Genomic DNA, 23,869 nt, shown 5'->3' on the forward strand with positions numbered 1-23,869 from the left:
CGGGTCGCTGCGTTCAAGGCTGGCAGGTGATTCCGACCACGGCGCCTGCCAGCCGCGCAACGACGGTTCCGGACGGGCCGGTCGCAGCGGTCGCGGTCGTCACGCCGGCCGAAGTCAGGAACGCGCCGATCCGGTCGGCCGCAACCGTTCCGTACCGCGCGGGCGGCACCACCCCCGCCACCTTGCGCGGCGCGCTCGGATAGCTGGCAACGAGTCCGGAGAGCGCCCCGCTGGCGTTCAGGATCGGTGCCCCCCCGGCGCCCGGCTGAAGAGGCGCCTCGATTCGCCCGTCGCTCGCGAGAAAGCCGGGCGCCGCCGCCACGGCGCCGTTCCCCTCCGCCCCCATCACCAGCACGGATCCCGAGGCCGTCGCGCCCGCCCCCTGCAGGGCCGGCGGAGCACCCGACTTCGACGGGCCCGACACATCCAGAAGCATCAGGCCGCCGTCGCGCATCGCGATGCGGGCGGCCCCACCGTTGACCCGCGGGATGGCGCAGCCGTCGAGGGCGGCGGCACTCGTGAGCACACGACCCGGCGCCACCAGCAGCCCCGTCGCGAAGGGCGCGGCGGGACGGTCGATCAGGGGGGGCGGGATTGGAGCGGCGCGGGCGACCGGAGCCGCGGGCGCCGCGTCCGGGAACGGCACGAAGCTGTTGGCGATGGCGATGACGAGGCGGTCGAACGTCTCCGAGAGCGCTTTGTCGTAGCCCAGGGTCAGACCGCGCAGGCCAGCTTCCCCGGCGGCGTAGCGGATGTAGGACTTGCCCGCGGGTGTCTCGGCGGTGACCACGAGGAAGTCCGGCCGCTGAAGCTTGTACGTCACGCGGCGCTCGGGGGTCGGCGCGGTGAGGCGGGCGAACATCGCTTCGAGGCTCGACTCGCCGGGGGCGAACGACTTCGTCTCCACGGTGATGCGGCCATCCGCGCTCTGCCAGCGGGTGCCGCCCGGGATCGCTCCGCGCTTGGGCAGCAACCGCTCGGGCAGGCCCAGAACCGTGCCGCTCGCCGGATCGGGCTTGATGAGGAAGCCGGCCGCCGCGCGCGCGGCCGCACCGGCCTTGAGCAGCCCCGCGCGGCCGGTCGCGTCGAGGAGGCCGCCCCCGCCGCCCGTCCGGGCCCGGTAGGCGTTCAAGGCGTCGTAGGTGCGCTTCCCGAACGTGCCGGTGACGACGGCGTTGGAATCCCCCGTCCAGACCAGGGCGTCCTGGAGGGCCTTGCGTTCGGCTTCCGGCAACGCCTCGTACGCCGCCTTGGCCGCTTCGAAGGCCGGGTCGGGCGCAGCCGCCCTCGGAGGCGGCCCGGCGGGCCTCGGTGCCTGGGCCAGGGCCAGCGCCGGGGCGAGACCCAACACGACGCAGCCCATTCCCAAACCGGCCCGAACCCGTCGCACCATCGATCCGTGCCTCCGAAACGCGGGATGGAGCTTGGCAGAGGCGCCGCGTGAATTCCAGGGCGTCGATCCCGGATTGCGGGCGGGAGGCGAAGTGCTACGGTCCCGGCCCGGAGCGCCGTGCGGGCGGGGTCGAGTCGATGGGGTTGGCGATGGCGGGATCGACGGGGCACAGGCGCACGGCGCTCGTGGCAGCGGGCGCGTTCCTCCTGGCCGGCCTGTTCGACCCGCCTGCGCAGGCGCAGGCACCCCTGGGCCAACCCACCAGGACGGGCCTGAAGGCCCCGGCCCCCAAGGCCTTTCAGCGTGAAACCCTCGCCAGCGACGGCGTACGCCTCGAGGCCGCCCTCAAGGCCGAGGCCGGCCCGCCGCGCCCGGCCGCTCGGGCACGGGCCGAGGGCGCGGCCCTGATGGAGGCCGAAAAACCCCTCGAGGCGCTCAAGCCCCTCGGGGCCGCCGTCGCCGCCGAGCCGGGCAACCCCGAGAACTGGCTCGCCTACGCCCGTGCCGCGAGCGCCGTCGGCACCGGTGAGACCGGCGATTACAGCAGCCGCATGCGTCTGCGCCGCAACGCCCGGGCCGCCGCCTACGCGGCTTACCTGCGCGCGGCCACCGTCGCCGCCGAGGCCGAGGCGCTCGCCACCCTCGGCGAAGTCCAGGCCGCCGAATCCGAGTGGCGCCCGTCCCTGGAAGCCTACCGCGCCAGCCTCGCGCTCGCCGACGACGCGCAGGTGCGCGAGACCTACGAGGGGCTGCGGGCCGAGCACGGCTTCCGTGTCCTCGACTACAAGGTCGATTCCGATGCCGCCGCCCCGCGCGTCTGCTTCCAGTTCTCCGAAGGGCTGGCCGCGAAGACCGATTTCACCCCCTTCGTCGCCGTCTCGGGCGCGGCCAACGCCGCCGTCACGGGGAGCGGCCAGCAGGTCTGCGTCGACGGACTCAAGCATGGTGAGCGCTACGCCTTCGTCCTGCGCCAGGGGATTCCGTCTGCGGCCGGCGAGACCCTGCTGAAGTCGTTCGACTACGAGGTCTATGTCCGGGACCGCTCGCCCCAGGTGCGGTTCACCGGGCGCAACTACGTCCTGCCGCGCACGGGTCAGGCCGGGGTGCCCCTGATCTCGGTGAACGCAGCGAAGCTCGACGTCGAGGTCCTGCGCATCGGCGATCGCGGCCTGCTGCCGTCGCTGCGCTCGGAAGATTTCCTCTCCCAGCTCAACGGCTCGACGGCGAAGACCATCGCCGAGCAGAAGGGCCAGCGGGTCTGGAAGGGCGTGCTCGACACGGCCAAGGCCGAGCCGAACGCGGAAGCCGTCACGGCCTTCCCCGTGCTGCAGGCGGTGGGCAAGTTGGAACCCGGTCTCTACGTCATGCTGGCCCAGCCCACGGGCGTCGCCGGCGCGACGGACGAGGAGGGCGGCTACGAGCAACAGGCGACGCAGTGGTTCGTGGTCTCGGACCTCGGGCTGACGGTGTTCAAGGGCCGCGACGGGGTCCACGTCTTCGCCCGGTCCCTCGCTTCGGCGGCCGTGGTGGCGGGCGCCGAAATCCGGCTGGTGGCCCGCAACAACGAGGTCCTGGCGACCGCCAAGACCGACGCGCAGGGCCACGCCGCCTTCGCGGCCGGTCTCGCGCGCGGGGAGGGCGGGATCGCGCCGGGTCTCGTCGTGGCGCAGATGGGCGACGATTACGGCTTCCTCGACCTGAACCAATCCGCCTTCGACCTGACGGATCGCGGCGTGAAGGGCCGGCCCCAGCCCGGGGCCGTCGAGGCCTACGTGTTCCCCGAGCGCGGCGTCTACCGCTCGGGCGAGACCGTGAACCTCACCGCCCTCCTACGCGACGCCGTGGGCGTCGCCGTGCCCGACCTGCCCCTGACGCTCGTGCTCAAGCGCCCCGACGGCGTCGAGGCCCGCCGCGTCGCCGTGCCGGATGCCGGCCTCGGCGGGCGCTCGCTCGCCGTGCCCCTCCTGGCCGGGGCCATGCACGGCACCTGGCGGGTCTCGGCCTATACCGACCCCAAGGCGCCCGCCATCGGCGAGGCGAGCTTCCTCGTCGAGGATTACGTGCCCGAGCGCCTGGATGTGACGCTGTCGAGCGCGACCCCGAGCCTCGTCCGGGATGCGCCGGCCACCATCGATGTCGCGGCGCGCTACCTCTACGGCGCGCCGGGCTCGGGGCTCGAAGTCTCCGGCACCGTGCTGGTGCAGCAGGCGGCGGGCAGCGGCATCAAGGGGTTGGAGGGCTTCTCCGTCGGCCTCGACGACGAGCGGGTCGAAGCCGTCTCCCAGGAGATCGAGGCGCGGGCCACCACGGACGCGCAGGGGGCCGCCCGCCTCACCGTGCCGGTGCCGGCGCTTGCCGCCCCGCGCCCCACGGAGGCCCGCATCACCCTTCAGGTCGGCGAGCCGGGCGGCCGGGCGCTCTCGCGCACCCTCACCCTGCCGATCCTGCCCGCCGGCCCGGTGCTGGCGATCCGCAAGACCTTCTCGGGCGACCTGCCCGAGGGCGGCACCGCCGGCTTCGAGGTCGCCATGGCGGCGCCCGATGGCCGGCGCTTGTCCCAAGCGGGCGTCGCCTGGACCCTGCAGAAGGTCGAGAAGACCTACCAATGGTACCGCGAGGGCGGGCGTTGGTCGTTCGAGCCCGTCACCAGCACCCGGCGCATCGCCGACGGGAAACTCGATCTCGCGTCCGACACCCTCGGGCGGATCAATTCCGTGGTGAGCTACGGCACCTATCGCCTGGAGGCGAGCGTGCCGGGCCGGCCGCAGGCCACCGCGAGCGTCACCTTCACGGTCGGCTGGGGCGGGGGCGAGACGGCGGACGTGCCGGACCTCCTCGATCTGCGCCTCGACAAACCGGCCTATGCCACCGGCGAAACCCTGCGTGCCCGCCTTCAGCCGCGCTTTGCCGGTCAGGCGACCCTGGCGGTGGTGAGCGACAAGGTCCACGCCGTGCTGACCGTGGCGGTGCCGAGCGGCGGCACCACCGTCGACATCCCGGTCAAGCCCGAATGGGGTGCCGGCGCCTATCTCGTCGCCACCGCCTACCGGCCCCTCGACCAGGCGGCCAAGCGCCTGCCGGGCCGGGCCCTCGGGGTGGCGTGGTTCGCCGTCGATCCGGCGAGCCGCAGCCTCGCCGTCACCGTGGAGGCGCCCGCCAAGGTGCGGCCCCGCGAGACCCTCACGCTTCCGATCCGCCTCGCGGGCCTCGGCTCCGGAGAGACGGCCCGAGTCAGCGTGGCGCTCGTCGATGTCGGCATCCTCAACCTGACGCGCTACGAATCCCCCGATCCGTTCCGGCACTTCTTCGGTCAGAAGGCCCTCGGCCCCGAGATCCGCGACGTCTACGGCTACCTCATCGACGGCATGCAGGGGACGCTCGGCGCCATCCGCTCCGGCGGCGACGGCGGTGCGGCCGAACTCGCCGACACGCCCCCGACCCAGGCGCCCCTGGCGCTGTATTCCGGCCCCGTCACCGTCGGGCCCGACGGCCGGGCCAGCGTCAGCTTCCCGCTCCCGGCCTTCAACGGCACCGGCCGGGTCATGGTCACGGCCTGGAGCCGGTCGAAGGTCGGCGCGGCCCAGGCCGACGTGATCATCCGCGATCCCGTCATCCTCACCGGCACCCTGCCGCGCTTCCTCAACGTCGGCGACCGTTCGCGCTTCCACATCGCCATCGACAACGTCGAGGGGCCGGCGGGCGACTACACCGTCGATCTCGGCCTGACCGGTTCCGTGGTGGTGGGGGCCGAGGCCCTCCACAAGACCCTGCGACTGGAGGCGGGGGCCAAGGGGGCCCTGGTGATTCCCATCACCGCCGCCGGTCCAGGCACGACGCGCCTCGACGTGACACTCACCGGCCCCGGCCTGCCGCCCGGCATCGGCCAGAGCTTCGCGCTCGGGATCGGCGCCGGCACCGGGCCCCTCGCGCGCCGCACGGTGCAGCCCCTCGCTCCCGGCGCGACCCTGCGGGTGACGGACGAACTCCTCGCCGACATCCTGCCCGGCACCGGGGCCGTCTCGGTCACGGCCTCGACGCTCGCCGGCCTCGACGTGCCGGCCCTGCTCCAGGCCCTGGAGCGCTACCCCTACGCCTGCTCCGAGCAGACCGTGAGCCGGGCGATGCCGCTTCTGGCCCTCAGCCGCGCGGCGCCCGGGGACCGGATGGGCGTCGACGACGCCGTGGACATCCGCATCCGCGAGGCCATCGACCGGGTGCTCGCCCGCCAGGGCTCGTCGGGCGAGTTCGGCCTGTGGTCCGTCGGCGGCCAGACCGATGTCTGGCTCAACGCCTACGTCACCGACTTCCTCACCCGGGCGCGCGAGCGAGGCTTTGCCGTGCCACCCACCGCCTTCGCCAGCGCCCTCGACAGCCTGCGCAACGCGGTGGCCAACACGAGCGAGGTCCGGGACGGCGGCATGGACATCGCCTATGCGGCCTACGTGCTCGCCCGCAACGGCCGACCGGTGATGGGGGATCTGCGCTACCTCGCCGACACCAAGCTCGACGCCTTCGCCACCCCCCTCGGGCGCGGCCAGATCGCGGCGGCCCTCGCCCTGCTGGGCGACCGGGGCCGGGCGGCCAAGGCCTTCGCCTCGGCGGTGACGGCACTCAAGGGGCCGGGACCCACGGACCGGCCGGATTACGGCTCGCGCCTGCGCGACGGCGCCGGCCTCCTGACACTGGCCGCCGAGACCGGGCTCGCCCGCGACGCGGTCCAGCCCCTGGCGACCGTCATCGCCGAGGAGCGCCAGGCGGGGCGCCCGACGAGCACCCAGGAGAACGCCTGGATGGTCATGGCTGCGCAGGGGCTGGCCAAGGATTCCGACGCCCTGCGCTTCACCATCGACGGCGCATCCGCGACCGGTGCCCTCGCGCGGCTCTATCGCGGCGATGCGCTGGCGGAAAAGCCCGTCGCCATCGTCAACGCCGGCACCACGACGGCGCAGATGGTGGTGAGCGTGATCGGCAACCCCATCGCGCCCGAGCCCGCCGAATCGCGGGGCTACGCCATCGAGCGGACCTATCACCGCCTCGACGGCAGCCCCGTCGATCTCGCGCAGGGCATTCGCCAGAACGACCGCCTCGTAGTCGTTCTCAAGGTGACGGAGGCCAAGTCCAGCCCCGGCCGCCTGTTGCTGGTGGATCGCCTGCCGGCCGGCCTGGAGATCGACAACCCGAAGCTCCTCGACGCCGATGCGCTCACCGGCCTCGCCTTCGCCAAGTCCGACGTGGCACCGGTGTACACGGCGTTCCGCGACGACCGGTTCGTCGCCGCCTACGAGCGGACGACCGAGCAGTCGGCGTTCTTCCGCGTCGCCTACACCGTGCGCGCCGTCTCGCCCGGCACCTACGTCCACCCGGCCGCCACCATCGAGGACATGTACCGGCCCGAGCGCTTCGGGCGCACGGGCTTCGGGTCCGTGGTCGTGAGCGCGAAGTAGGGCGATGACGCGCGAGGGTCCGCCCTTCGGTTCCTCAGCCGTCGAGGACGCTCACGCCTCCTCCACGGCGGGCGATGGCCGTCATGTCGAGGCGAGCGCGGGTCCCCTCTCCTGGGGGGAGAGGGACAGGGTGAGGTGTGTGACCTCTCCGGGGATGGACCACACCTCACCCCAACCCTCTCCTTCCAGGAGAGAGGGCCTGTCGCGGTCCAGGCGATCGACGAGGACAGTTGCCGCGGGGCTGTTCGTCTTCTTTCTGACGACGGTCGCCATCGCCACCCTCGCCCTCTGGCGATTCGTCGCCATCCTCCCGCCCCTCGATCTGACGCAAGCCGGCTTGCGCTCCACCGTGGTCCTCGACCGCGACGGCGGACTCCTGCGCCCGTTCGCCACCGTGGATGGGCGCTGGCGCCTGCCGCTCTCCGCAGGGCAGGTCGATCCGCGCCTACTCGCCATGCTGACGGCCTACGAGGACAAGGGGTTCGACACCCATCCGGGCATCGACCCGGCCGCCACGCTCCGCGCCGCCGGGCAATGGCTGCGGCACGGCCGAATCGTCTCGGGCGGCTCGACCCTGTCGATGCAGGTGGCCCGCCTCGTCGAGCCCCGCGCCGCGCGCTCGCTTACCGCCAAGCTGCGCCAGATGGTACGGGCGGTGGAACTGGAGCGCCGCCTCGGCAAGGCGGGGGTGCTCGACCTCTACCTTGCGCTCGCCCCCTATGGCGGCCCGGTGGAGGGCCTGCGGGCGGCGAGTCTGGCCTATTTCGGGCGCGACCCGGCCCGGCTTTCCTTCGCCGAGGCGGCTTTGCTCGTCGCCCTGCCGCAGGCCCCCGAAGCGCGTCGGCCCGACCGCTTCCCCATGGCCGCCCGGCGTGCCCGCGACCGGGTCCTCGACCGTGTGGCCGCGCAAGGGATCATCACGCCGGCCGAGGCGAAGGCGGCCAAGGCCGAACCCGTGCCGCAGAGGCGAAAGCCCTTCCCGATGCTGGCGGCCCATGCGGCGGAGGCGGCGGTCGCGGCCGATCCCACTTCGAGGAGCATCCGCCTCACCCTCGATGGGCGCCTGCAGGCGAGCCTCGAGGCACTGGCCACGGAGCGTGCCGCCGCCCTGGGCCCAAGCCTGTCCGTCTCCATCCTAGCCCTCGACAACCGCACGGGCGCGGTGCTGGCCCAGGTCGGCAGCCCGGGCCACGGCGATGCCTCACGGTCGGGTGCCATCGACATGACGGTGGCGATCCGGTCGCCGGGCTCGGCCCTGAAGCCCTTCATCTACGCGCTGGCCTTCGAGCAGGGGATCGCCCATCCAGAGACCCAGCTCGACGACCGGCCCGTGCGCTTTTCCGGCGCCTACGCCCCCGAGAATTTCGACCTCGGCTACCAGGGTACGGTGACGGCGCGGCGCGCCCTCCAGCTCTCCCTCAACGTGCCGGCGGTGGAGCTGCTTCAGGCCGTCGGGGCGGCCCGCTTCATCGCCCGCCTGCGGGCGGCGGGGGCGCGCATCGAGCTGCCGCGCGACACCGCCCCGGGCCTGCCCGTGGCCCTCGGTGGCCTGGGCATTACCCTCACCGACCTCGCGCGGCTCTTTTCCGGGATGGCGCGCGGCGGTCTGGTGCCGCCCCTCCTGCGCCGCCTCGACGGTCCCGCCCTCGGCTCTCCCGATGCCCGCATCGCCGAACCCGTGGCGGCTTGGTACGTGGCCGATACCCTGCGGGGAGCCCCCCCGCCCGAGAACGCTCTTCCCAACCGCATCGCCTACAAGACGGGCACGTCCTACGGCTATCGCGATGCCTGGGCCGTGGGGTTCGACCGGCGCGTCACCCTGGCGGTCTGGGCCGGGCGCCCGGACGGCAACGCCGTGCCGGGCCTCGTCGGCCGGGTTGTGGCCGCCCCGGTCCTGTTCGACGCCTTCGCGCGCTTCGGTGGCGAGCCCGAGCCCGTGCCGCGTCCGGCCGACGCCCTGGTGACCACCAATGCCGGCCTGCCGCCGCCGCTGCGCCACCTCCGCCGCGACGCGGCGAAGACCGTCTCGGCCGCCCTGGGGGCCACCCTCAAGATCGCCTACCCGCCCGATGGCGCCCGGATCGATCTCGGTGTGCCGGACACCGGTTTGGAGGGCGATCTAGCGGGCAGCGCGCCTGACACGGAACTCCGTGCGAGCCTCGCCCTCAAGGCTCTGGGCGGTGTTCCACCCCTGACCTGGATGGTCGACGGCCTGCCCGTCGCCGGCGGTGCCCGGCGCCAGGCCGCGTGGCGCCCCGAAGGCGCCGGCTTCGCTCGCATCTCGGTGATGGACGCCAGCGGGGCTTCCGATTCCGTCATGGTGCGGATCGAGTAGGCCACCGTCGGGGGCCGGCGCGCTTCCGCCGGGACCACCGCTCTCGACCCGGTTCCGGCCGTTGCGCTTGGCCGCGTAGAGGGCCGCGTCGGCCGCTCGCATGAGTCCGTCGAGGTCGTGGCCGCAGGCCTCCGTCGTCGCCAACCCCACGCTGACGCTGACGTGCAGGTCCGGCAGGGTCGGCACGGCGAGGCTCGCGACGGCCCGGCGCACCATCTCGGCGCGGGCACGCGCATCCTCGGTTCCGGTCAGCAGGCAGGCGAACTCCTCTCCGCCCATGCGGCCGAAGATCGTGCCGGGGGGCACCAGGGCACCGGCGGTGTGGCAGAATCCGACGAGCACGGCGTCGCCGACGGCATGGCCGTAGGTGTCGTTGATGCGCTTGAAATGATCGAGATCGAACAGCAGCAGGGTCGCGGTCCGGTTCGAGCGGCTCAACGCCGACTGGGCTTCTGCCACGAAGGCCCGTCGGCTGGCGATGCCCGTGAGCGGATCCGTGTCGGCGGCGAGGCGCTGCAGCCGCTCCGCGCGTTCCTTCGTGAGTGCCATGAACACGAAGGCCAAGGCCAGGGTGAACAGCATCCCGAGGCAGGCGAGGATGGCGAACGCACTCGTCTGCAGGGGATGCACCCCCACGGGTTGTGGCGGGATGAGGAGGGCCATGGGAACGCGCACGGCGTACATCCCCCCATAGGCCAACAGCAGAAAGACGGCCGGGTAGCGGGAAACCAGGGGCTCGGTTCGCTTCTTCCAGATCAGGGCCGCCATGGCGAAGCAGAAGCTCGCGGCCATGCCGGAGGCCAGGACGATGCGCGCCGGAACGGAGGCGAAGAAATCCGGCACCAGGCATGCGCCGCTCCACAGGGCGACGCAGAGGATGACCGGCCGGGGGCGCAGGCGCCGCCCTTCGAAGGCGAGGATACCGTTCCAGATCATCCCATACGCGCCGATGATCAGGGCGTTGGCGAGCCCGATGGACAGCGGATCCGAGATCAGTCCGCGCAGGGCGAGGAGCGCCGAGCCCACGCCGCCGACGAGGTGGGCGAGCCCCCAGATCGCCAGGGCGTGCATCCGTCGGGCCTGGCTCCACGACAGAAGAAACAGGATCCCGACCGTGAAAGTCAGGATGACCGTTACCAGGAGCAAGGTCGGGGCATCGAGCCGCATCGATCAGTTCCAAGCCGCAAGGCCTTCGCCTCCAAGGCACGAGGCTTTCGACTGCCTTCGCATGCACGAGCAGGTTGCGCAGCGCAATCGTGAAGACGCTCGATCTACCTTCGCGAAAACAAAGCAACGGTGCCGACTCGGCTCCTTTCCCGAGAGATCACGAGAATGTCATGCCGATACGGTGAATGCGCTTTCCGTGGCGAAACACGCAGGCATCGAATGCCGCCTCATGCCTGGACTTCGGTGATCAGGTCCCGGATCCGAACGGCCAGGGACTCCATGACGAAAGGCTTGGTCAGCACCTGCATGCCCGGTTCCAGGGTGCCGTTGCCCAGCACGGCGTTCTCGGCGTAGCCGGTGATGAACAGCACCTTGAGGCCGGGGCGGACGGCGCGGCCGGCATCGGCCATCTGCCGGCCGTTCATGCCGCCTGGCAGGCCGACATCGGTGACGAGGAGGTCGAGGCGCACGTCCGAGCGCAGGACCTTCAGGCCCGCCGCCCCGTCCGCCGCCTCGATGGCCGTGTAGCCGAGATCCTCCAGGACTTCGGTGACCAGCATGCGCACGGTGGGTTCGTCGTCGACGATGAGCACCGTTTGGCCCTGCTCGGCCCGGGGCGCATCGGCGAGATCGGCCGGCGTCTCGGCAGCCTCGGCCTGTCCGTAATGCCGCGGCAGGTAGAGGCACAGGGTCGTGCCCTGTCCGACTTCCGAATAGATTCGGACCTGCCCCCCCGACTGGCGGACGAAACCGTAGATCATCGACAGGCCGAGACCGGTGCCCTCGCCCAGGGGCTTCGTCGTGAAGAACGGGTCGAAGGCGCGCGCCGCCACCTCGGGCGTCATGCCCGTGCCCGTGTCGGTGACGCACAGGGACAGGTACTGGCCGGGCTCGAGATCGCGCTCGCGGGCGCCGCGCGTGTCCACCCACGTGTTGGCGGTCTCGATGGTGATGCGCCCGCCCGTCGGCATGGCGTCGCGGGCGTTGATGCACAGGTTGAGGAGGGCGTTCTCGAGCTGGTTCGGGTCGACGAGCGCCGTCCACAGGCCGGCTGCGCCCACCACCTCGATGGTGACGGCCGGGCCGACGGTGCGGCGGATGAGCTCCTCCATGCCGGCGACGAGGCCGTTGATGTTGGTCGGCTTCGGGTCGAGGGTCTGGCGGCGCGAGAAGGCCAGCAGGCGGTGCGTCAGGGCGGCCGCGCGCTTCGAGGCGCCCTGGGCCGCGTTGATGTAGCGGTCGAGATCCGTCAGCCGCCCTTGGCTCATCCGGGTCTGCAGCAGTTCGAGGCTGCCGGAGATGCCGGTCAGCAGGTTGTTGAAGTCGTGCGCGAGGCCGCCGGTGAGCTGTCCCACGGCCTCCATCTTCTGGGCTTGGCGCAGGGCTTCCTCGGTCTGGCGCTGCTCGGTGATGTCGCGCCCGACGATGTAGAAGTGGTCGCCGCCGGGGGCCGCATTCCACATGACCAAGCGCTGGCGGCCGTCCTTGCAGAAGATCCGGTCGACGAAGCCCGTGACCGTTTCGCCCGCGGCGAGGCGCCGGACCACGGTCGCGGTCTCGGCGTGGTCCGCCGGATCGATGAGGACGAGGAAAGGCTGCGCGAGAAGCTCTGTCTCGGACCAGCCGAGGGTCCGGCTCCAGGCCGGATTCACGGCCTTGAGGTAGCCATCGAGGCCGGCCGTGCCCATCAGATCGTGGGTGGTCTCCCAGATGCGGTCGCGCTCGCGCGTGCGGTGCTCGACCTGATCGGCGAGGCGGGCGTTGAGGCGGGTGAGTTCGGCCGATGCGGTGCGCTGATCGTCGATGTCGGTGTTGGTGCCGACCCAGCGGACGATGCTTCCGTCATCGGCGCGGATCGGTTCGGCGCGCACCAGGAACCAGCGATGGACCCCGTCCCCGCGGCGGATGCGGAACGAGGTCTCGTAGGGCATACCCGAAGCGAGCGCCGCGCCCCAGCTCACGACCAGGCCACCGAGATCGTCGGGATGGATGATGCTGCCCCAGGCCGCCCCGTCGAGCTCGCCCGGCCCCGCGCCGCTATAGGCGTAGACCTGCGCGTTGAACCAATCGAGGTGTCCTTCCGCCGTCGCCGCCCAGACGTGGTTGGGCACGGCCTGGGCGAAGGCGTGGAACTGCGCATCGCTGGCGCGGCGGGCGGCTTCGGCACGCACGCGCTCCGTCGCGGCCCGGACACGCTCGGCGACCTGGCGGATGAACGCCAGTTCTTCCGCCGGCCAGGCGCGCTCGGTGGCGTGGTTGAGATAGAGCAGGGCGACGAAGCCGCCATGCTCCGTCAGGGGCATGTTGACGAAGGACCGGGCCGAGATCGCCTTGAGCGCCTCGGCCGTGGCGGCGGTACGCGGATCGGTCTCCGCATCGACGCAGATGACGGTCTCGCCGCGCTTGAGGTCCTCGATATACGAGCCGTAATCGCGAAACCGCAGGATGCCGGCGAGGCTGGTGATGCCGGGCGCATTCCAGTCGCGCTCGATGGCGATGGTTTCGGTGGCCCGGTCGATGGTGCCGTAGCCGGCGCGGCTCACCCCGAGGGTTCGCCCCAAAATCTCCGCCGCCACGAATGCCATCTGGGCCGTATCGTCGAGGTCGCGCAGGCGGTCGCCGAGGTCGGACAGCGCCAGGCGCCGGCTCTCCGCGGCGTGGCCCTCGCCGATATCGACCACGATGACGAAGAAAGTCTCGACCGTTCCGGCCGCGTTCCGGCGCGGCACGTAGTCGATGGTACAGGGCCGGCGCCGGCCGCCGCCATCCGGCAGAAACCCGGAGACGGTGATGGCCTCGCCCGCAAGCGCCCGGTCCATGAACGGACGACGCTCGGCGAACGCCGCCTCGCCGAGGACGTCGCGGACGTGGGCCCCCGTGAGACCCTCGGCACGGCGCCCGAACCACGTCTCGTAGTGCCGGTTGTTGAAGCGGTACCGGTAATCGGGCCCGATCTGGGCGACCAGGGCAGGAAGGGCGTCGGACAGGAGCCGGAGATCCCCCGTCTCCTGTCCGAGGGGCGACTCGCTCACCCGTGTCACCTCGGCCTCGAGTTCGCGCACGCGGCGGCGCAGAGCCTCGATCTCCGTGTCGCCCCGCGCCGAGGCGGCTTGTCCGGATGGATCGGCGTGCGGAAGATCTGCGCCCGAAGCCGTGGTCACCGGCTCAACCGGCGCGCAGTTCGTCGGCGAGGAAGGCCCGCACGTCGCCGGCGTCGATGCCGGGCGCGATGAAGCTCTGGCCGATCCCGCGGGCGAGGATGAAGGTCAGGGCCCCGTCGCGGACTTTCTTGTCCTGGGCCATGGCATCGAGGAGGGCATCGGCGTCGCCGCAACCGCCCGGCACCGCCCCGAGGGTGGTGGGCAGGCCTGCGAGCGCGAGGTGGTTGGCGACGCGGCCCGCATCCTGGCCCGGACACAGGCCGAGGCGGGCCGAGAACCGGAACGCGAGGGCGAGGCCGATGGCGACGCCCTCGCCGTGGACGAGTCGGGCGGAATCGTACCCCGTCAGCCGCTCCAGGGCGTGGCCGAAGGTGTGGCCAAGGTTCAACAGGGCGCGTTCGCCGTCCTCGCGCTCGTCGCGCACCACCACGCCGGCCTTCGCGCGGCAGCAGATCGCCACGGCCTCGTCGCGTTCCGGACCGCCGGAGAAGAGACCGGCCCAGTTCGCCTCGCACCAGTCGAAGAACGCCGCGTCGGCGATGAGGCCGTATTTGGCGACCTCCGCGTAGCCGGCGCGCATCTCGCGCTCCGAGAGCGTGTCGAGGGTACCGGTGTCGGCCAGCACTAGGCGCGGCTGATGAAAGGCCCCGATGAGGTTCTTGCCGAGCGGCGAATTGATGCCGGTCTTGCCGCCCACGGACGAATCGACCTGGGCGAGGAGCGAGGTCGGGGCCTGAACGAAGCGGACGCCGCGCCGGAGGGTGGCGGCGGCGAAGCCCGCGAGATCGCCGACGACCCCCCCGCCCAGGGCCACGACGATGTCGCCGCGCTCGACCTTGTGGGCGAGGAGCCCGTCGCAGACCTCCGCGTAGGTGGCGTAGCTCTTCGAGGCTTCGCCCGGCGCCACGGTGACGAGGCCCGCGCGCAGGCCCGCCGCCTCCAGGCTCGCGCGCAGGCGGTCCGCGTAGAGAGCGGCGACGTTGGAATCCGTGACGATCACGGCAGCGCGTGCGCCGAGGGCCGCGATGCGCGTTCCGGCTTCGTCCAGGAGGCCCCGGCCGATGAGGATGCTGTAGGCACGGCCCTGATCGAGGGGGACGTCCACCGTCAGGCGATCGGTCACTGGGCGGCGATTCCTTGCGGGTCGTGTCTTTGGGCGGGGCGCCCGCTCAGATGGGCGTCGAGGGCTTCCATCACGTCCTGCACCACCCGATCGTGGGCGACGTCGCGGGAGAGGACCACCACGTCGGCACCGGCGTAGACCGGATGCCGGAGTTCCATCAATCCGCGCAGGGTCTCCTCGGGGTCTTCGGTCTGGAGGAGGGGGCGGCCGCCGCGCTTGCGCACCCGGCGCATGAGCACGTCGAGCTCGGCCTTGAGCCACACGGAGACGCCGCGCTCCGCGATCCGCTCGCGCGTGCTCGTCCGCATGAAAGCGCCCCCGCCCGTGGCGAGAACGAGGGGGCCCTCGCGCATGAGCCGTGCGATCACGCGCTCCTCGCCATCGCGGAAGCTCGGCTCGCCGTAGATGGCGAAGATGTCCGGAATCGTGAGCTTGGCCGCCGTCTCGATCTCGATGTCGGCATCCCGGAACATCAGGCCGAGGCGCGAGGCCAAGCGCCGCCCAACCGTGCTCTTGCCGGCTCCCATGAGGCCGACGAGCACGATGGATCGGTCGCCCAGGGCACGGCGCAGGCGCAGTTCGATGGGGTCGCCCGGGGGCGGGGTGCCCTGAGGCTCGGCTTCGGTCATCGGTTTCTTCGCATCGTTGCGCCGGTCTTAGCGCGTTTTGCGAGGCGGGCGAAGCGGTGCGCGTGCGCGCCGCACGAAAACCCGGGGGCTGGTCCGGTCCCGTCATTGTGCGCCGGCCCCGGCGAATGCGGCGCACCCTGTGGCCGGGAAGTCATTGCCACGGCGCGTCCTGCATGGTGCAACCGATGACTTTCATTGCGCACTCCGCGCCGCATTTCCCCTCACGCCCCGCGACCGAGGTTCGTCCGAGTGCCGACCCTGTTCCGTTTCCTCGCCACCCTCGCCATCCTGGGTGGGCTCGCCTTCGCGGGCCTGTTCGCCCTGGCGACCCTGGTGGTGCCGACACCGCGCGAGATGAGCGTGACGATCCCCGCCTCGAAGCTCCAGCCGCCGGGCCGGTGAGCGCGGCGTCATCCCCGGAAGAGTCCTCGCCGGAAGACCCGTCGGGCGAGGCGCTGATCCAGGGCTACCTCGACATGCTCGCCGCCGAGCGTGGGGCGGCGGCCAACACCGTGAGCGCTTACCGCCGCGACCTCACCGATTACCTCGCCGCCCTGGCACGTGACGGGCACGATCCCGTCCGCCTCGAGGCCGGCCCCGTGCGGACCTACATGGCGGATCTGGAGACGCGGGGATTGTCCGCGGCGTCCGCCGCGCGGCGGCTGTCCTGCATCCGGGGCTTTCACCGGTTTCTCTACGCGGAAGGCTTCGCCGAAGGCGACCCGAGCGCGCCCGTGGCCGCACCCCGCAAGGGCCGGACGCTGCCCAAAGTGCTGTCGGTCTCCGAGGTCGATACCCTTCTGGCCACGGCCCGAAATCTCGCCGAGGCGGACGGGACGGGGCGGAGCCGGCGGATGCTGTGCCTCATCGAACTCCTGTACGCCACGGGCCTGCGCGTTTCCGAACTCATCGCCCTGCCGCGTGCGGCGGGATCGACGCGGGAACGCTACCTCGTGGTCAAGGGCAAGGGCGGGCGCGAGCGTCTGGTCCCGCTGACCGACATGGCGCGGGGCGCCATGCGCGACCACCTTGCCCACCTTGCTCCCGGGGGCACGTGGTTGTTTCCCGCCGACAGCGAGAGCGGCCACCTCACCCGGCAGGCCTTCGCGCGCGACCTCAAGGATGTCGCCACCCTCGCCGGACTTCGTGCCGACCGGGTCAGCCCGCACGTCCTGCGCCACGCCTTCGCCAGTCACCTCCTGCAGAACGGCGCGGACCTGCGCATCGTGCAGGAACTCCTCGGGCACGCCGACATCGCCACGACCCAGATCTACACCCACGTCCTCGACGAGCGCCTGAAGGGGATGGTCCGCGACCTCCACCCCCTGTCGGACGCCGAGGACGTGGAGTGATCGCGAGGTTTGGCCAGCAGGCGGCTTGCCCCGGCGAGGACGCTCGCCCGGCTCAGGCCTCGGCGTCCTCGTGCAGGGTGTCCTCGATGTAGAGCTGGGCGAGCAGCACCTTGATCACCGCCATGAGGGGCAGGGCGAGCGCGATGCCCCACAGGCCGAACAGCACGCCGAGGATGAGCTGCCCGGCGAAGATGGTGGCGGGCGGGATGTCCAGCGCCCGCTTCTGGATGTACGGCGTCAGGCCGTAGCTCTCCAGGGTCTGCACGGCGAGGTAGACGCCGACGGCGCCGAGCAGAGCCGTGAGGCCCGAAGCCAGGGCCGCCAGCACGATCACCACGCCCGCGATGAGCGGCCCGATGGTCGGGATGAAGGCGAGGAGGCCGGCCTGGAGGCCGAGGATCAGCGCGCCCCCGATCCCGAGGAAGCTCAGGCCCGCCCAGGTGCACAGGAAGATCACCGCCATGGTGATGAGCTGGCCGAACAGCCAGTGCCGCAGGGTCTCGCCCATGCCGTCGAGGAGGGCCCTGGCCCGTTCCCGGTGGCGGGGCGGCACGAAGCGCACGGCCCCGTCGCGGTAGGCCGCCGGATCGGCGGCGCACGAGAGGCCGAGGAACACGATGACCAGGACGTTGCCCAGGGCGCTGAACAGGGCGATCACCACACTGGCCGCGGGACCGAGGACGCTGCCGGCATCGGAGAGGATCGAGCCCGGACTCTCCATCGCACCCGAGGCGAGGCCGGCGAGGCCACCGGTCTTCTGGCCCTTCGGTTCGGTGGAATCCTTGTCGCCCTCAGGCGCGGCCTGTCCCTCCGGCGCCTTCTTGGGTGCGGAGAGGCCCGGCACGTCGATGCCGTAATCCTTGAGACGATCGCGCACGGTGCCGGCCTGCGAGGCCACGGTCTGACCGAGTTCGCGGCCCTGCTGCATCACCGTGGCGCCGCCGAACGCGATCATCGCCAGGCTCAAGCCCGCGAGCGCGAGACTGACGAGGCTGAGGCGCAGGCCGCGACCGGCGGGCATCACCTTGCCGAGGAGCTGCGTGAGCCCATCGAGGAACACCCCGAGCAGGATGCCGGCGAAGACGAGGAACAGGGTCGAGACCGCACTCCAGGCCAGCGCCAGAAAGGCGGCGAACGCCACGATGGCGATGCCCGAGACGGCATGAGACCAGCCCCGCGGCTGCGGGCCGGCACCTTGGGGAGCCGCTTGGGAATCGGGCCTGAGGCTGGACATGGAAATCGGGTGAACTCCTTCGGATCGGGCGCAACCCGGCACATGCGGGGCCGGCGGGCACAAGGTCCATCCGTCGGGTTGCCTGTGGATGCTCAGAGCAGGCCGCGCGAAAGCGGGTTCCGGTTCTGCGACAAAAACCGGTTCAGGCCCATCGCGCGGCGGCGTCGTCGTCGGCCTGCGTCGCCTCGACCCAGCCGCCGATTGCGCCGCCGACGAGGTGCTCGCGCTTCCAGAACGGCGCCTGCGTCTTGAGGTAGTCCATGAGAAAGCTCGCCGCCTCGAAGGCCGCGATCCGATGACCGGCGGCCGCCACCACGAGGACAATGCCGTCGCCCGGCGCCACGAGGCCGTGGCGGTGGATCACCCGAACCGCCTGGAGCGGCCAGCGGGCGCGGGCGGCCTCGACCACCCGGCCGATCTCCGCCTCGGCCATGCCGGGGTAATGTTCGAGTTCGAGGCCTGCGAGACGCCCGTCCTCGTCGCGGCACAGGCCGGTGAAGGTCACGATGGCCCCTGCCCGGCCGTGGAGGTCGCGGGTCAGAACCGCGATCTCGTGCGCCACGTCGAAGGGCTCGGCCTGGATGCTGACGTCGGGGATCTGTGCAGTCATGAAAGCTCGCTGCGGCATGACGGTTGATCGAGGCGCGGCGACAGGAGCTTGCTAAAGCCCGCGCGTCACGCGACCCGTGTCCCGAACGCCCTTATCCACCGCTTCGTAGCCGGGCATGTCCGCCCGGTCCCAAAGGACCTATATGCCCCTCGTCCCGGTCCGCGCCACCGGGCTTCGAAGGAGACCGTCCGCGTGACCCCCGACCTGATCCTGCCCCATGACGGGGTCCTCCCGGTCTTCTCCGCCCGTCCGGTCTGGTGCGGACGCGGCAGTACGGTGATCGGCACCGCCACCCTCGGGGCGCAGGCCTGGCTCGGGGACGACAGCGTGATTCGTGCCGACGGCCAGGTGGTGACCGTCGGTGAACGCTTCTGGCTCGGCCACCGCTCCACCGTCCACATCGCCACCAACACCTACGCGACCGTCGTCGGCGACCGGGTCACCGTGGGCCGCAATGCCGTGGTGCATGCCTGTACGGTCGGCTCGGACGTTGTGATCGAGGACGACGTCATCGTCCTCGACGGGGCCACGGTAGAGGACGGCGTGCTCATCGAGGCCGGCGCGACGGTGTTCCCGCGCGCGCATCTGGCGGCGGGGTTTGCCTATGCGGGGAGCCCGGCCAAGCCTCTCCGCCCCATCTCCCTGCCGGAGATCGCCGAACGGGCCGAGCGTCTGCGCGAGGCGTCCGGCGACCTTCCTCCTCTGCCCGAGGCCGACACCCCCGAGATCGAGGCGAGCGTGTTCGTCGCCCGCACGGCCCGCCTGCGCGGCCGCATTGCTCTGGGGGCTGGGTCGAGCGTGTTCTTCTCGTGCGATCTGCAGGCTGAGGGCGGTGCCATCGTGGTCGGCGCCGACACCAATATCCAGGACAACACGGTGATCCGTGCCCGATCCGAAGGCGTCGTCATCGGCCGCGACACCACCATCGGCCACAACGTGCGGCTCGCCGATTGCCGCATCGGCGCCCGCAGCCTGATCGGGATCGGCTGCGTCGTCGCGCCCGGCACCGTGGTGGCCGACGACGTGCTCCTGGCGGCCGGTGCCACCACCGAGCCGGGCCAATTGCTGGAGGGCAGCCACCTTTGGGGCGGCCGACCTGCCCGGGTTCTAGGTCCCCTCGACGAGGGCAAGCGCGCGATGATGACCCGCGTCGTCGAGGGGTACCGCGAGCACGGGCGTGCGTATCGCCTGGCGCAGGACGCGATGCAGTAGGGCGGCTCGGACCAAATCCGTTCGATCCCTTCGGGATGGCGGATGCGGGCGTCGCGCGGGCCTGCCGATCCGGGCTCCGCTTTGATCGAGTGGAGCCGCTCTCAGAGCGCCGGGGCGATCGCGTCGGCGTCCGCCTCGTCCTCGTCGATCTCTGCGTCGCCTTCGACCTCGTGGCCGAGGGCGCCGGAGATTTCGGCGAGATTGCGCGCGGCCTTGCGCAGGAGCTTGCGCAAGCGGCGGCGCTCCTTGCCGTCGAACCCGGTGAGCAACTCCGCTTCGACCTCGTCTCCGATCCGCTCGATGGCCTCGGCCTTGGCAAGCCCCATCTCGGTCAGCCGGACACGTACGATCCGCCCGTCGCCAGCCTCGGCCCGCCGCTCGACGAAGCCGAGGGCAGCGAGGCGCGAAATCGTCTTCGACGCCGTCGGCGGGCGCACCCGGAGGGTGGCGGCCAAGTCGCCCATGGTCATGGTGCCGGAGGCCGCGAGTGCCTGGACCACCTGCTCCTGGCCCGCGAACAGATCGAGGGCCGCCAGCCGGTCGCCGACCCGAGAACGGTGAAGTCGGGCCGCCTGGACCAGGGCCCAGCCGACACTCTTGGATCCAGGGACGCTCTTGGATCCAGGGACGCTTTTGGATCCAGGGACGCTTTTGGACCCGGGCGCGGTCTTTTCGGGGCCGTTCTTCGAACCCGGCGGGCGGATGCGCTTGTCCGACTTGCTCATGGTCCGCTCGGTAGCCTTGGGGAGGTGAAGGGAAGGAGAGAGGCCGGCGGGGGATGGCGCGCGGCCCAGGACCGCCTCCGTTCGCTCGTCAGCCGCCTGCATTGCCGCGTCCTCTTCACATCATAGCGCGCAATCGGCGGTCGGGCGCCGGGGTTTCCAGACGCGTCCACCGCCGAACCGGCATCTGCCAGGGGAGTCGTGACGCCGATGTGACACGAGCCACGGTTTCCGCCCGCGTCCGCCTTGCCTGGACGGGTAAGCCCCCCTCGACTAATCGTGGGCCGCGGAACGAGGGCGGACGCGGGAAACCATGAAGGCAGTGATCCTCGCGGGCGGTCTCGGGACGCGCCTGTCGGAAGAGACCGTGACACGGCCCAAACCCATGCTGGAGATCGGCGGACGCCCGATCCTGTGGCACATCATGCAGATCTTCGCCGCCCACGGCGTGCGCGAGTTCGTGATCTGCCTCGGCTACAAGGGCTACGTCATCAAGGAGTTCTTCCTGAACTACCGCCTGCATCTCTCCGACGTCACCATCGATGTCGGGGCGGGCCATGTCGATTTCCACCGCAGCGCCGCCGAGGACTGGCGCGTCTCCCTCATCGAGACTGGCGAGACCACCATGACGGGCGGGCGCCTCAAGCGGGTGCGCGAGTATCTGGGCGACGACGACTTCTTCATGACCTACGGCGACGGCGTCGCCGATGTCGACCTCACGGCGCTCGCCGCCTTCCACAAGTCCCATGGGCGTCTGGCCACCCTCACGGCGGTGACGCCACCGGGCCGCTTCGGCGCCCTCGAACTCGACGATGGTGTGGTTCGGAGTTTTCGCGAAAAGCCGGCGGGCGACGGGGCGACCATCAACGGAGGCTTCTTCGTGCTGTCGCCGCGCGTCCTCGATCACATCGCCGGTGATTCCACCGTCTGGGAGGCAGAGCCCCTGGAGCGCCTCGCCCATGACGGGCAACTCTCGGCCTATGTCCACACGGGCTTCTGGCAGGCGATGGACACCCTGCGCGACAAGAACCACCTCGAGGCCCTCTGGGCCGGGGGCCACGCGCCGTGGAAGTGCTGGTAGGCGCGAACTGACACCGGCGCCGTCCCGGTGTAGGGAGGCGCGATCCGGAGACACGACGGCTTGCAGACTCCTATCCATACGCTGCCGAACGCGGGCGCCCGCAACCCCGACCCCGCCTTCTGGGCCGGACGCTCGGTGCTTGTCACCGGGCACACGGGCTTCAAGGGCGCGTGGCTGAGCCTGTGGCTCGAGCGCCTCGGCGCGCGGGTGAGCGGCCTCGCCCTGCCGCCCGAGACGAGCCCGAACCTGTTCGACCTCGCGGGCCCCTCCGGGCGGATGGATTCCCGGCTCGGCGACATCCGGTCCGCCGACACCGTGCGCGACGCCCTCGCGGCCACGCGCCCCGAGATCGTGATCCACATGGCCGCCCAGGCGCTGGTGCGTCCGTCCTACCGCGATCCCCTCGCCACCTACGCCACCAACGTGATGGGCACCGCCCACGTGCTGGAGGCCGTGCGCACCACTCCGTCCGTGCGCGCCGTGGTGGTGGTGACGAGCGACAAGGCCTACGCCAACCGCGAATGGCCCTATGGCTACCGCGAGACCGAGGCGCTCGGCGGCCACGACCCCTACAGCAGCTCCAAGGCCTGCGCCGAGCTGGTCACGAGCGCCTACCGCGCCTCGTTCCTCGCCGAGCGGGATTGCCGCGTGGCGACCGCCCGGGCCGGCAACGTCATCGGCGGCGGGGACTGGTCCGAGGACCGGTTGATCCCCGACATCGTGCAGGCCTTCCTGGAAGGCCGCTCCGTCGAGATCCGCGCGCCCCACGCCACCCGGCCGTGGCAGCACGTCCTCGAACCCCTAAGCGGCTACCTGCGCCTCGCCGAAGCCCTGTGCGCGCAAGACGGCGCGGCCGTCGCCGAGGCCTGGAATTTCGGCCCGGCCGACGAGGATTGCCGCCCTGTGTCGTCCATCGTCGAGACCCTGGCGCGGGAATGGGGCGAGGGCGCCGCGTGGCATCTCTCGGAAGAGACCCACCCGCACGAGGCGACCTTCCTCAAGGTCGATGCCTCCAAGGCACGCGCCTATCTCGGATGGGACCGGCGCCTGCGCCTCGACGCGGCGCTCGCCTGGACCACGGCCTGGCACCGGGCCCAGGCGCAGGGGGCTTCGGCCCTCGACCTCACCCTGGCGCAGATCGGCGCCTACGAGACCCTGGGAGCGTGAGCACCGTGACCCGACCCGCCTGCCGCGCCTGCGGCGCGCCTCTCTCCCGCACCGTAGCCGATCTCGGCCTGTCGCCGCTGGCCAACGCCTACGTGCCGGCAGACCGTGCCGGAAGGGGCGAGATGTTCCACCCGCTCCACGCCTTCGTGTGCGACGTCTGCTTCCTCGTGCAGCTCGAAGCGTTCGAGACGCCGGAGGCGATTTTCTCGGATTACGCCTACTTCTCGGGCTTTTCCGCGGGCTGGCTGGCGCATGCCGAGGCCTATGTCGCTCGCATGCAGGCGCGCTTCGGCCTGGGACCCGACAGCAAGGTCGTGGAGGTGGCGAGCAACGACGGCTATCTCCTCCAATACGCCGTCGCGCGCGGCATCCCAGCGCTCGGCGTCGAGCCGGCGGCCAATGTCGCCAAGGTCGCCGTCTCGCGCGGCGTGCCGACCGAGGTCGCGTTCTTCGGCGCCGAGACCGCCCGGCGCCTCGTGGCGCAGGGTCATTCCGCCGATCTCACGGCGGCCAACAACGTTCTCGCCCACGTGCCCGACATCCACGATTTCGTGGAGGGGTTCCGCATCCTGCTGAAAGCGGAGGGCGCCGGCACCTTCGAGTTCCCGCACCTCCTGCGGATGATCGAGGAGCGCCAGTTCGACACCATCTACCACGAGCACTTTTCGTACCTCTCCCTCGGCGTCGTCTCGGGCATCCTGGAGCGACACGGCCTGCGGGTGTTCGACGTCGAGGAACTGCCGACCCATGGCGGCTCCCTCAGGGTGTTCTTCTGCCATGCCGGGGCCGGCCACCCCACGAGCCCGGCGGTGGACCGGGTGCGGGCGGCCGAGCGCGACAGGGGCCTGTTCGCGCCGGATGGCTACGCGGCCTTCGCGGAGGACGTGGTGGCCATCAAATGCGCGACGCTCACATTCCTGGCGGATCTGCGCCTGAAGGGCGCGAAGGTCTGCGCCTACGGGGCGGCGGCCAAGGGCAACACCTTCCTCAACTACTGCGGCATCGGCCCCGAACTGGTGGCAGCGGTGGCCGACCGGTCCCCGCACAAGCAGGGCACCCTGCTGCCCGGCAGCCGGATTCCCGTGGTCTCGCCGGAAGACCTGCTGGCGCTACGGCCGGACTACGTCCTGATCTTGCCCTGGAACCTCAAGGACGAGATCGCCCGCGAGATGGCCGCCATCCGCGATTGGGGCGGCCGCTTCGTCACGGCGATCCCGCACCTGACCGTGACCTGACGCC

The 23,869-nt window shown here is 71.5% G+C and carries 15 protein-coding genes and 1 pseudogene; 8 read left to right on the forward strand and 8 right to left on the reverse strand.

Annotation, left to right across the window (positions count from 1 at the left end; all coding sequences use genetic code 11):
* Positions 1 to 13: 13 nt before the first annotated feature.
* Positions 14 to 1,393 (reverse strand): hypothetical protein, encoded by a 1,380-nt coding sequence (locus ASF25_RS15230; RefSeq protein ID WP_056305598.1) that lies wholly within the window; start codon positions 1,391 to 1,393, stop codon positions 14 to 16.
* 149 nt (positions 1,394 to 1,542) lie between these two features.
* Between ASF25_RS15230 and ASF25_RS15235 the strand changes: the two genes are divergently transcribed.
* Positions 1,543 to 6,837 carry an alpha-2-macroglobulin gene (locus tag ASF25_RS15235; protein WP_056305600.1) on the forward strand — a complete coding sequence of 1,765 codons (5,295 nt, stop codon included), beginning with the start codon at positions 1,543 to 1,545 and terminating at the stop codon, positions 6,835 to 6,837.
* A gap of 154 nt (positions 6,838 to 6,991) precedes the next feature.
* Entirely contained in the window at positions 6,992 to 9,172 is a 2,181-nt protein-coding gene (gene pbpC / locus ASF25_RS15240; RefSeq protein WP_082502780.1) for a penicillin-binding protein 1C, read from the forward strand.
* Between the two features lie 54 nt (positions 9,173 to 9,226).
* Here pbpC and ASF25_RS23990 read toward each other — a convergent pair.
* The 4 genes and pseudogenes from ASF25_RS23990 to ASF25_RS15260 form a co-directional block, all read right to left on the reverse strand.
* A pseudogene (locus tag ASF25_RS23990) lies at positions 9,227 to 10,339 on the reverse strand (GGDEF domain-containing protein); the annotation flags it as partial.
* Positions 10,340 to 10,566: 227 nt separating this feature from the next.
* A complete protein-coding gene (locus ASF25_RS15250) occupies positions 10,567 to 13,500 on the reverse strand; it encodes a PAS domain S-box protein (RefSeq protein ID WP_056305602.1) in 2,934 nt (977 codons plus the stop codon).
* A 4-nt stretch (positions 13,501 to 13,504) separates the two neighbouring features.
* Positions 13,505 to 14,623 (reverse strand): 3-dehydroquinate synthase, encoded by a 1,119-nt coding sequence (gene aroB, locus ASF25_RS15255; RefSeq protein ID WP_056305604.1) that lies wholly within the window; start codon positions 14,621 to 14,623, stop codon positions 13,505 to 13,507.
* Entirely contained in the window at positions 14,620 to 15,252 is a 633-nt protein-coding gene (locus ASF25_RS15260; protein ID WP_056305606.1) for a shikimate kinase, read from the reverse strand. The genes aroB and ASF25_RS15260 overlap by 4 nt, the downstream gene beginning before the upstream one ends.
* A 249-nt stretch (positions 15,253 to 15,501) precedes the next feature.
* Here ASF25_RS15260 and ASF25_RS23695 point away from each other — a divergent pair, with 249 nt between their 5' ends.
* Positions 15,502 to 15,654: a hypothetical protein gene (locus tag ASF25_RS23695; protein WP_056089629.1), complete on the forward strand. Its 153-nt coding sequence runs from the start codon at positions 15,502 to 15,504 to the stop codon at positions 15,652 to 15,654.
* A gap of 53 nt (positions 15,655 to 15,707) precedes the next feature.
* Positions 15,708 to 16,604, forward strand: coding sequence for a site-specific tyrosine recombinase XerD (locus ASF25_RS15270; protein ID WP_056305720.1), 897 nt, complete (start codon positions 15,708 to 15,710; stop codon positions 16,602 to 16,604).
* Positions 16,605 to 16,656: 52 nt separating this feature from the next.
* On the opposite strand, the gene ASF25_RS15275 is transcribed toward ASF25_RS15270, so the two are convergent.
* Positions 16,657 to 17,838 carry an AI-2E family transporter gene (locus tag ASF25_RS15275; protein ID WP_056305608.1) on the reverse strand — a complete coding sequence of 394 codons (1,182 nt, stop codon included), beginning with the start codon at positions 17,836 to 17,838 and terminating at the stop codon, positions 16,657 to 16,659.
* 142 nt (positions 17,839 to 17,980) lie between these two features.
* Positions 17,981 to 18,448 (reverse strand): molybdenum cofactor biosynthesis protein MoaE, encoded by a 468-nt coding sequence (locus ASF25_RS15280; RefSeq protein ID WP_056305610.1) that lies wholly within the window; start codon positions 18,446 to 18,448, stop codon positions 17,981 to 17,983.
* A 192-nt stretch (positions 18,449 to 18,640) separates the two neighbouring features.
* On the opposite strand from ASF25_RS15280, the gene ASF25_RS15285 reads away from it, so the two are divergent.
* Complete coding sequence (locus tag ASF25_RS15285) at positions 18,641 to 19,660, forward strand: gamma carbonic anhydrase family protein (protein ID WP_056305612.1); 1,020 nt, start codon at positions 18,641 to 18,643, stop codon at positions 19,658 to 19,660.
* Positions 19,661 to 19,761: 101 nt separating this feature from the next.
* Here the strand turns inward: ASF25_RS15285 and ASF25_RS15290 are convergent, their stop codons facing one another.
* Positions 19,762 to 20,385, reverse strand: coding sequence for a MarR family winged helix-turn-helix transcriptional regulator (locus ASF25_RS15290; protein ID WP_056305615.1), 624 nt, complete (start codon positions 20,383 to 20,385; stop codon positions 19,762 to 19,764).
* A gap of 310 nt (positions 20,386 to 20,695) precedes the next feature.
* Between ASF25_RS15290 and rfbF the strand changes: the two genes are divergently transcribed.
* From rfbF to ASF25_RS15305, 3 genes are read left to right on the forward strand one after another with little or no spacing between them, the layout of a single operon-like run.
* Entirely contained in the window at positions 20,696 to 21,463 is a 768-nt protein-coding gene (gene rfbF / locus ASF25_RS15295; RefSeq protein WP_056176789.1) for a glucose-1-phosphate cytidylyltransferase, read from the forward strand.
* Positions 21,464 to 21,523: 60 nt separating this feature from the next.
* Positions 21,524 to 22,630 carry a CDP-glucose 4,6-dehydratase gene (gene rfbG / locus ASF25_RS15300; protein ID WP_244473042.1) on the forward strand — a complete coding sequence of 369 codons (1,107 nt, stop codon included), beginning with the start codon at positions 21,524 to 21,526 and terminating at the stop codon, positions 22,628 to 22,630.
* 5 nt (positions 22,631 to 22,635) lie between these two features.
* A complete protein-coding gene (locus ASF25_RS15305) occupies positions 22,636 to 23,865 on the forward strand; it encodes a class I SAM-dependent methyltransferase (protein WP_056305726.1) in 1,230 nt (409 codons plus the stop codon).
* Positions 23,866 to 23,869: the final 4 nt, after the last annotated feature.

This window comes from Methylobacterium sp. Leaf100, from assembly GCF_001422845.1.
In the GTDB taxonomy this organism is placed as follows: domain Bacteria; phylum Pseudomonadota; class Alphaproteobacteria; order Rhizobiales; family Beijerinckiaceae; genus Methylobacterium.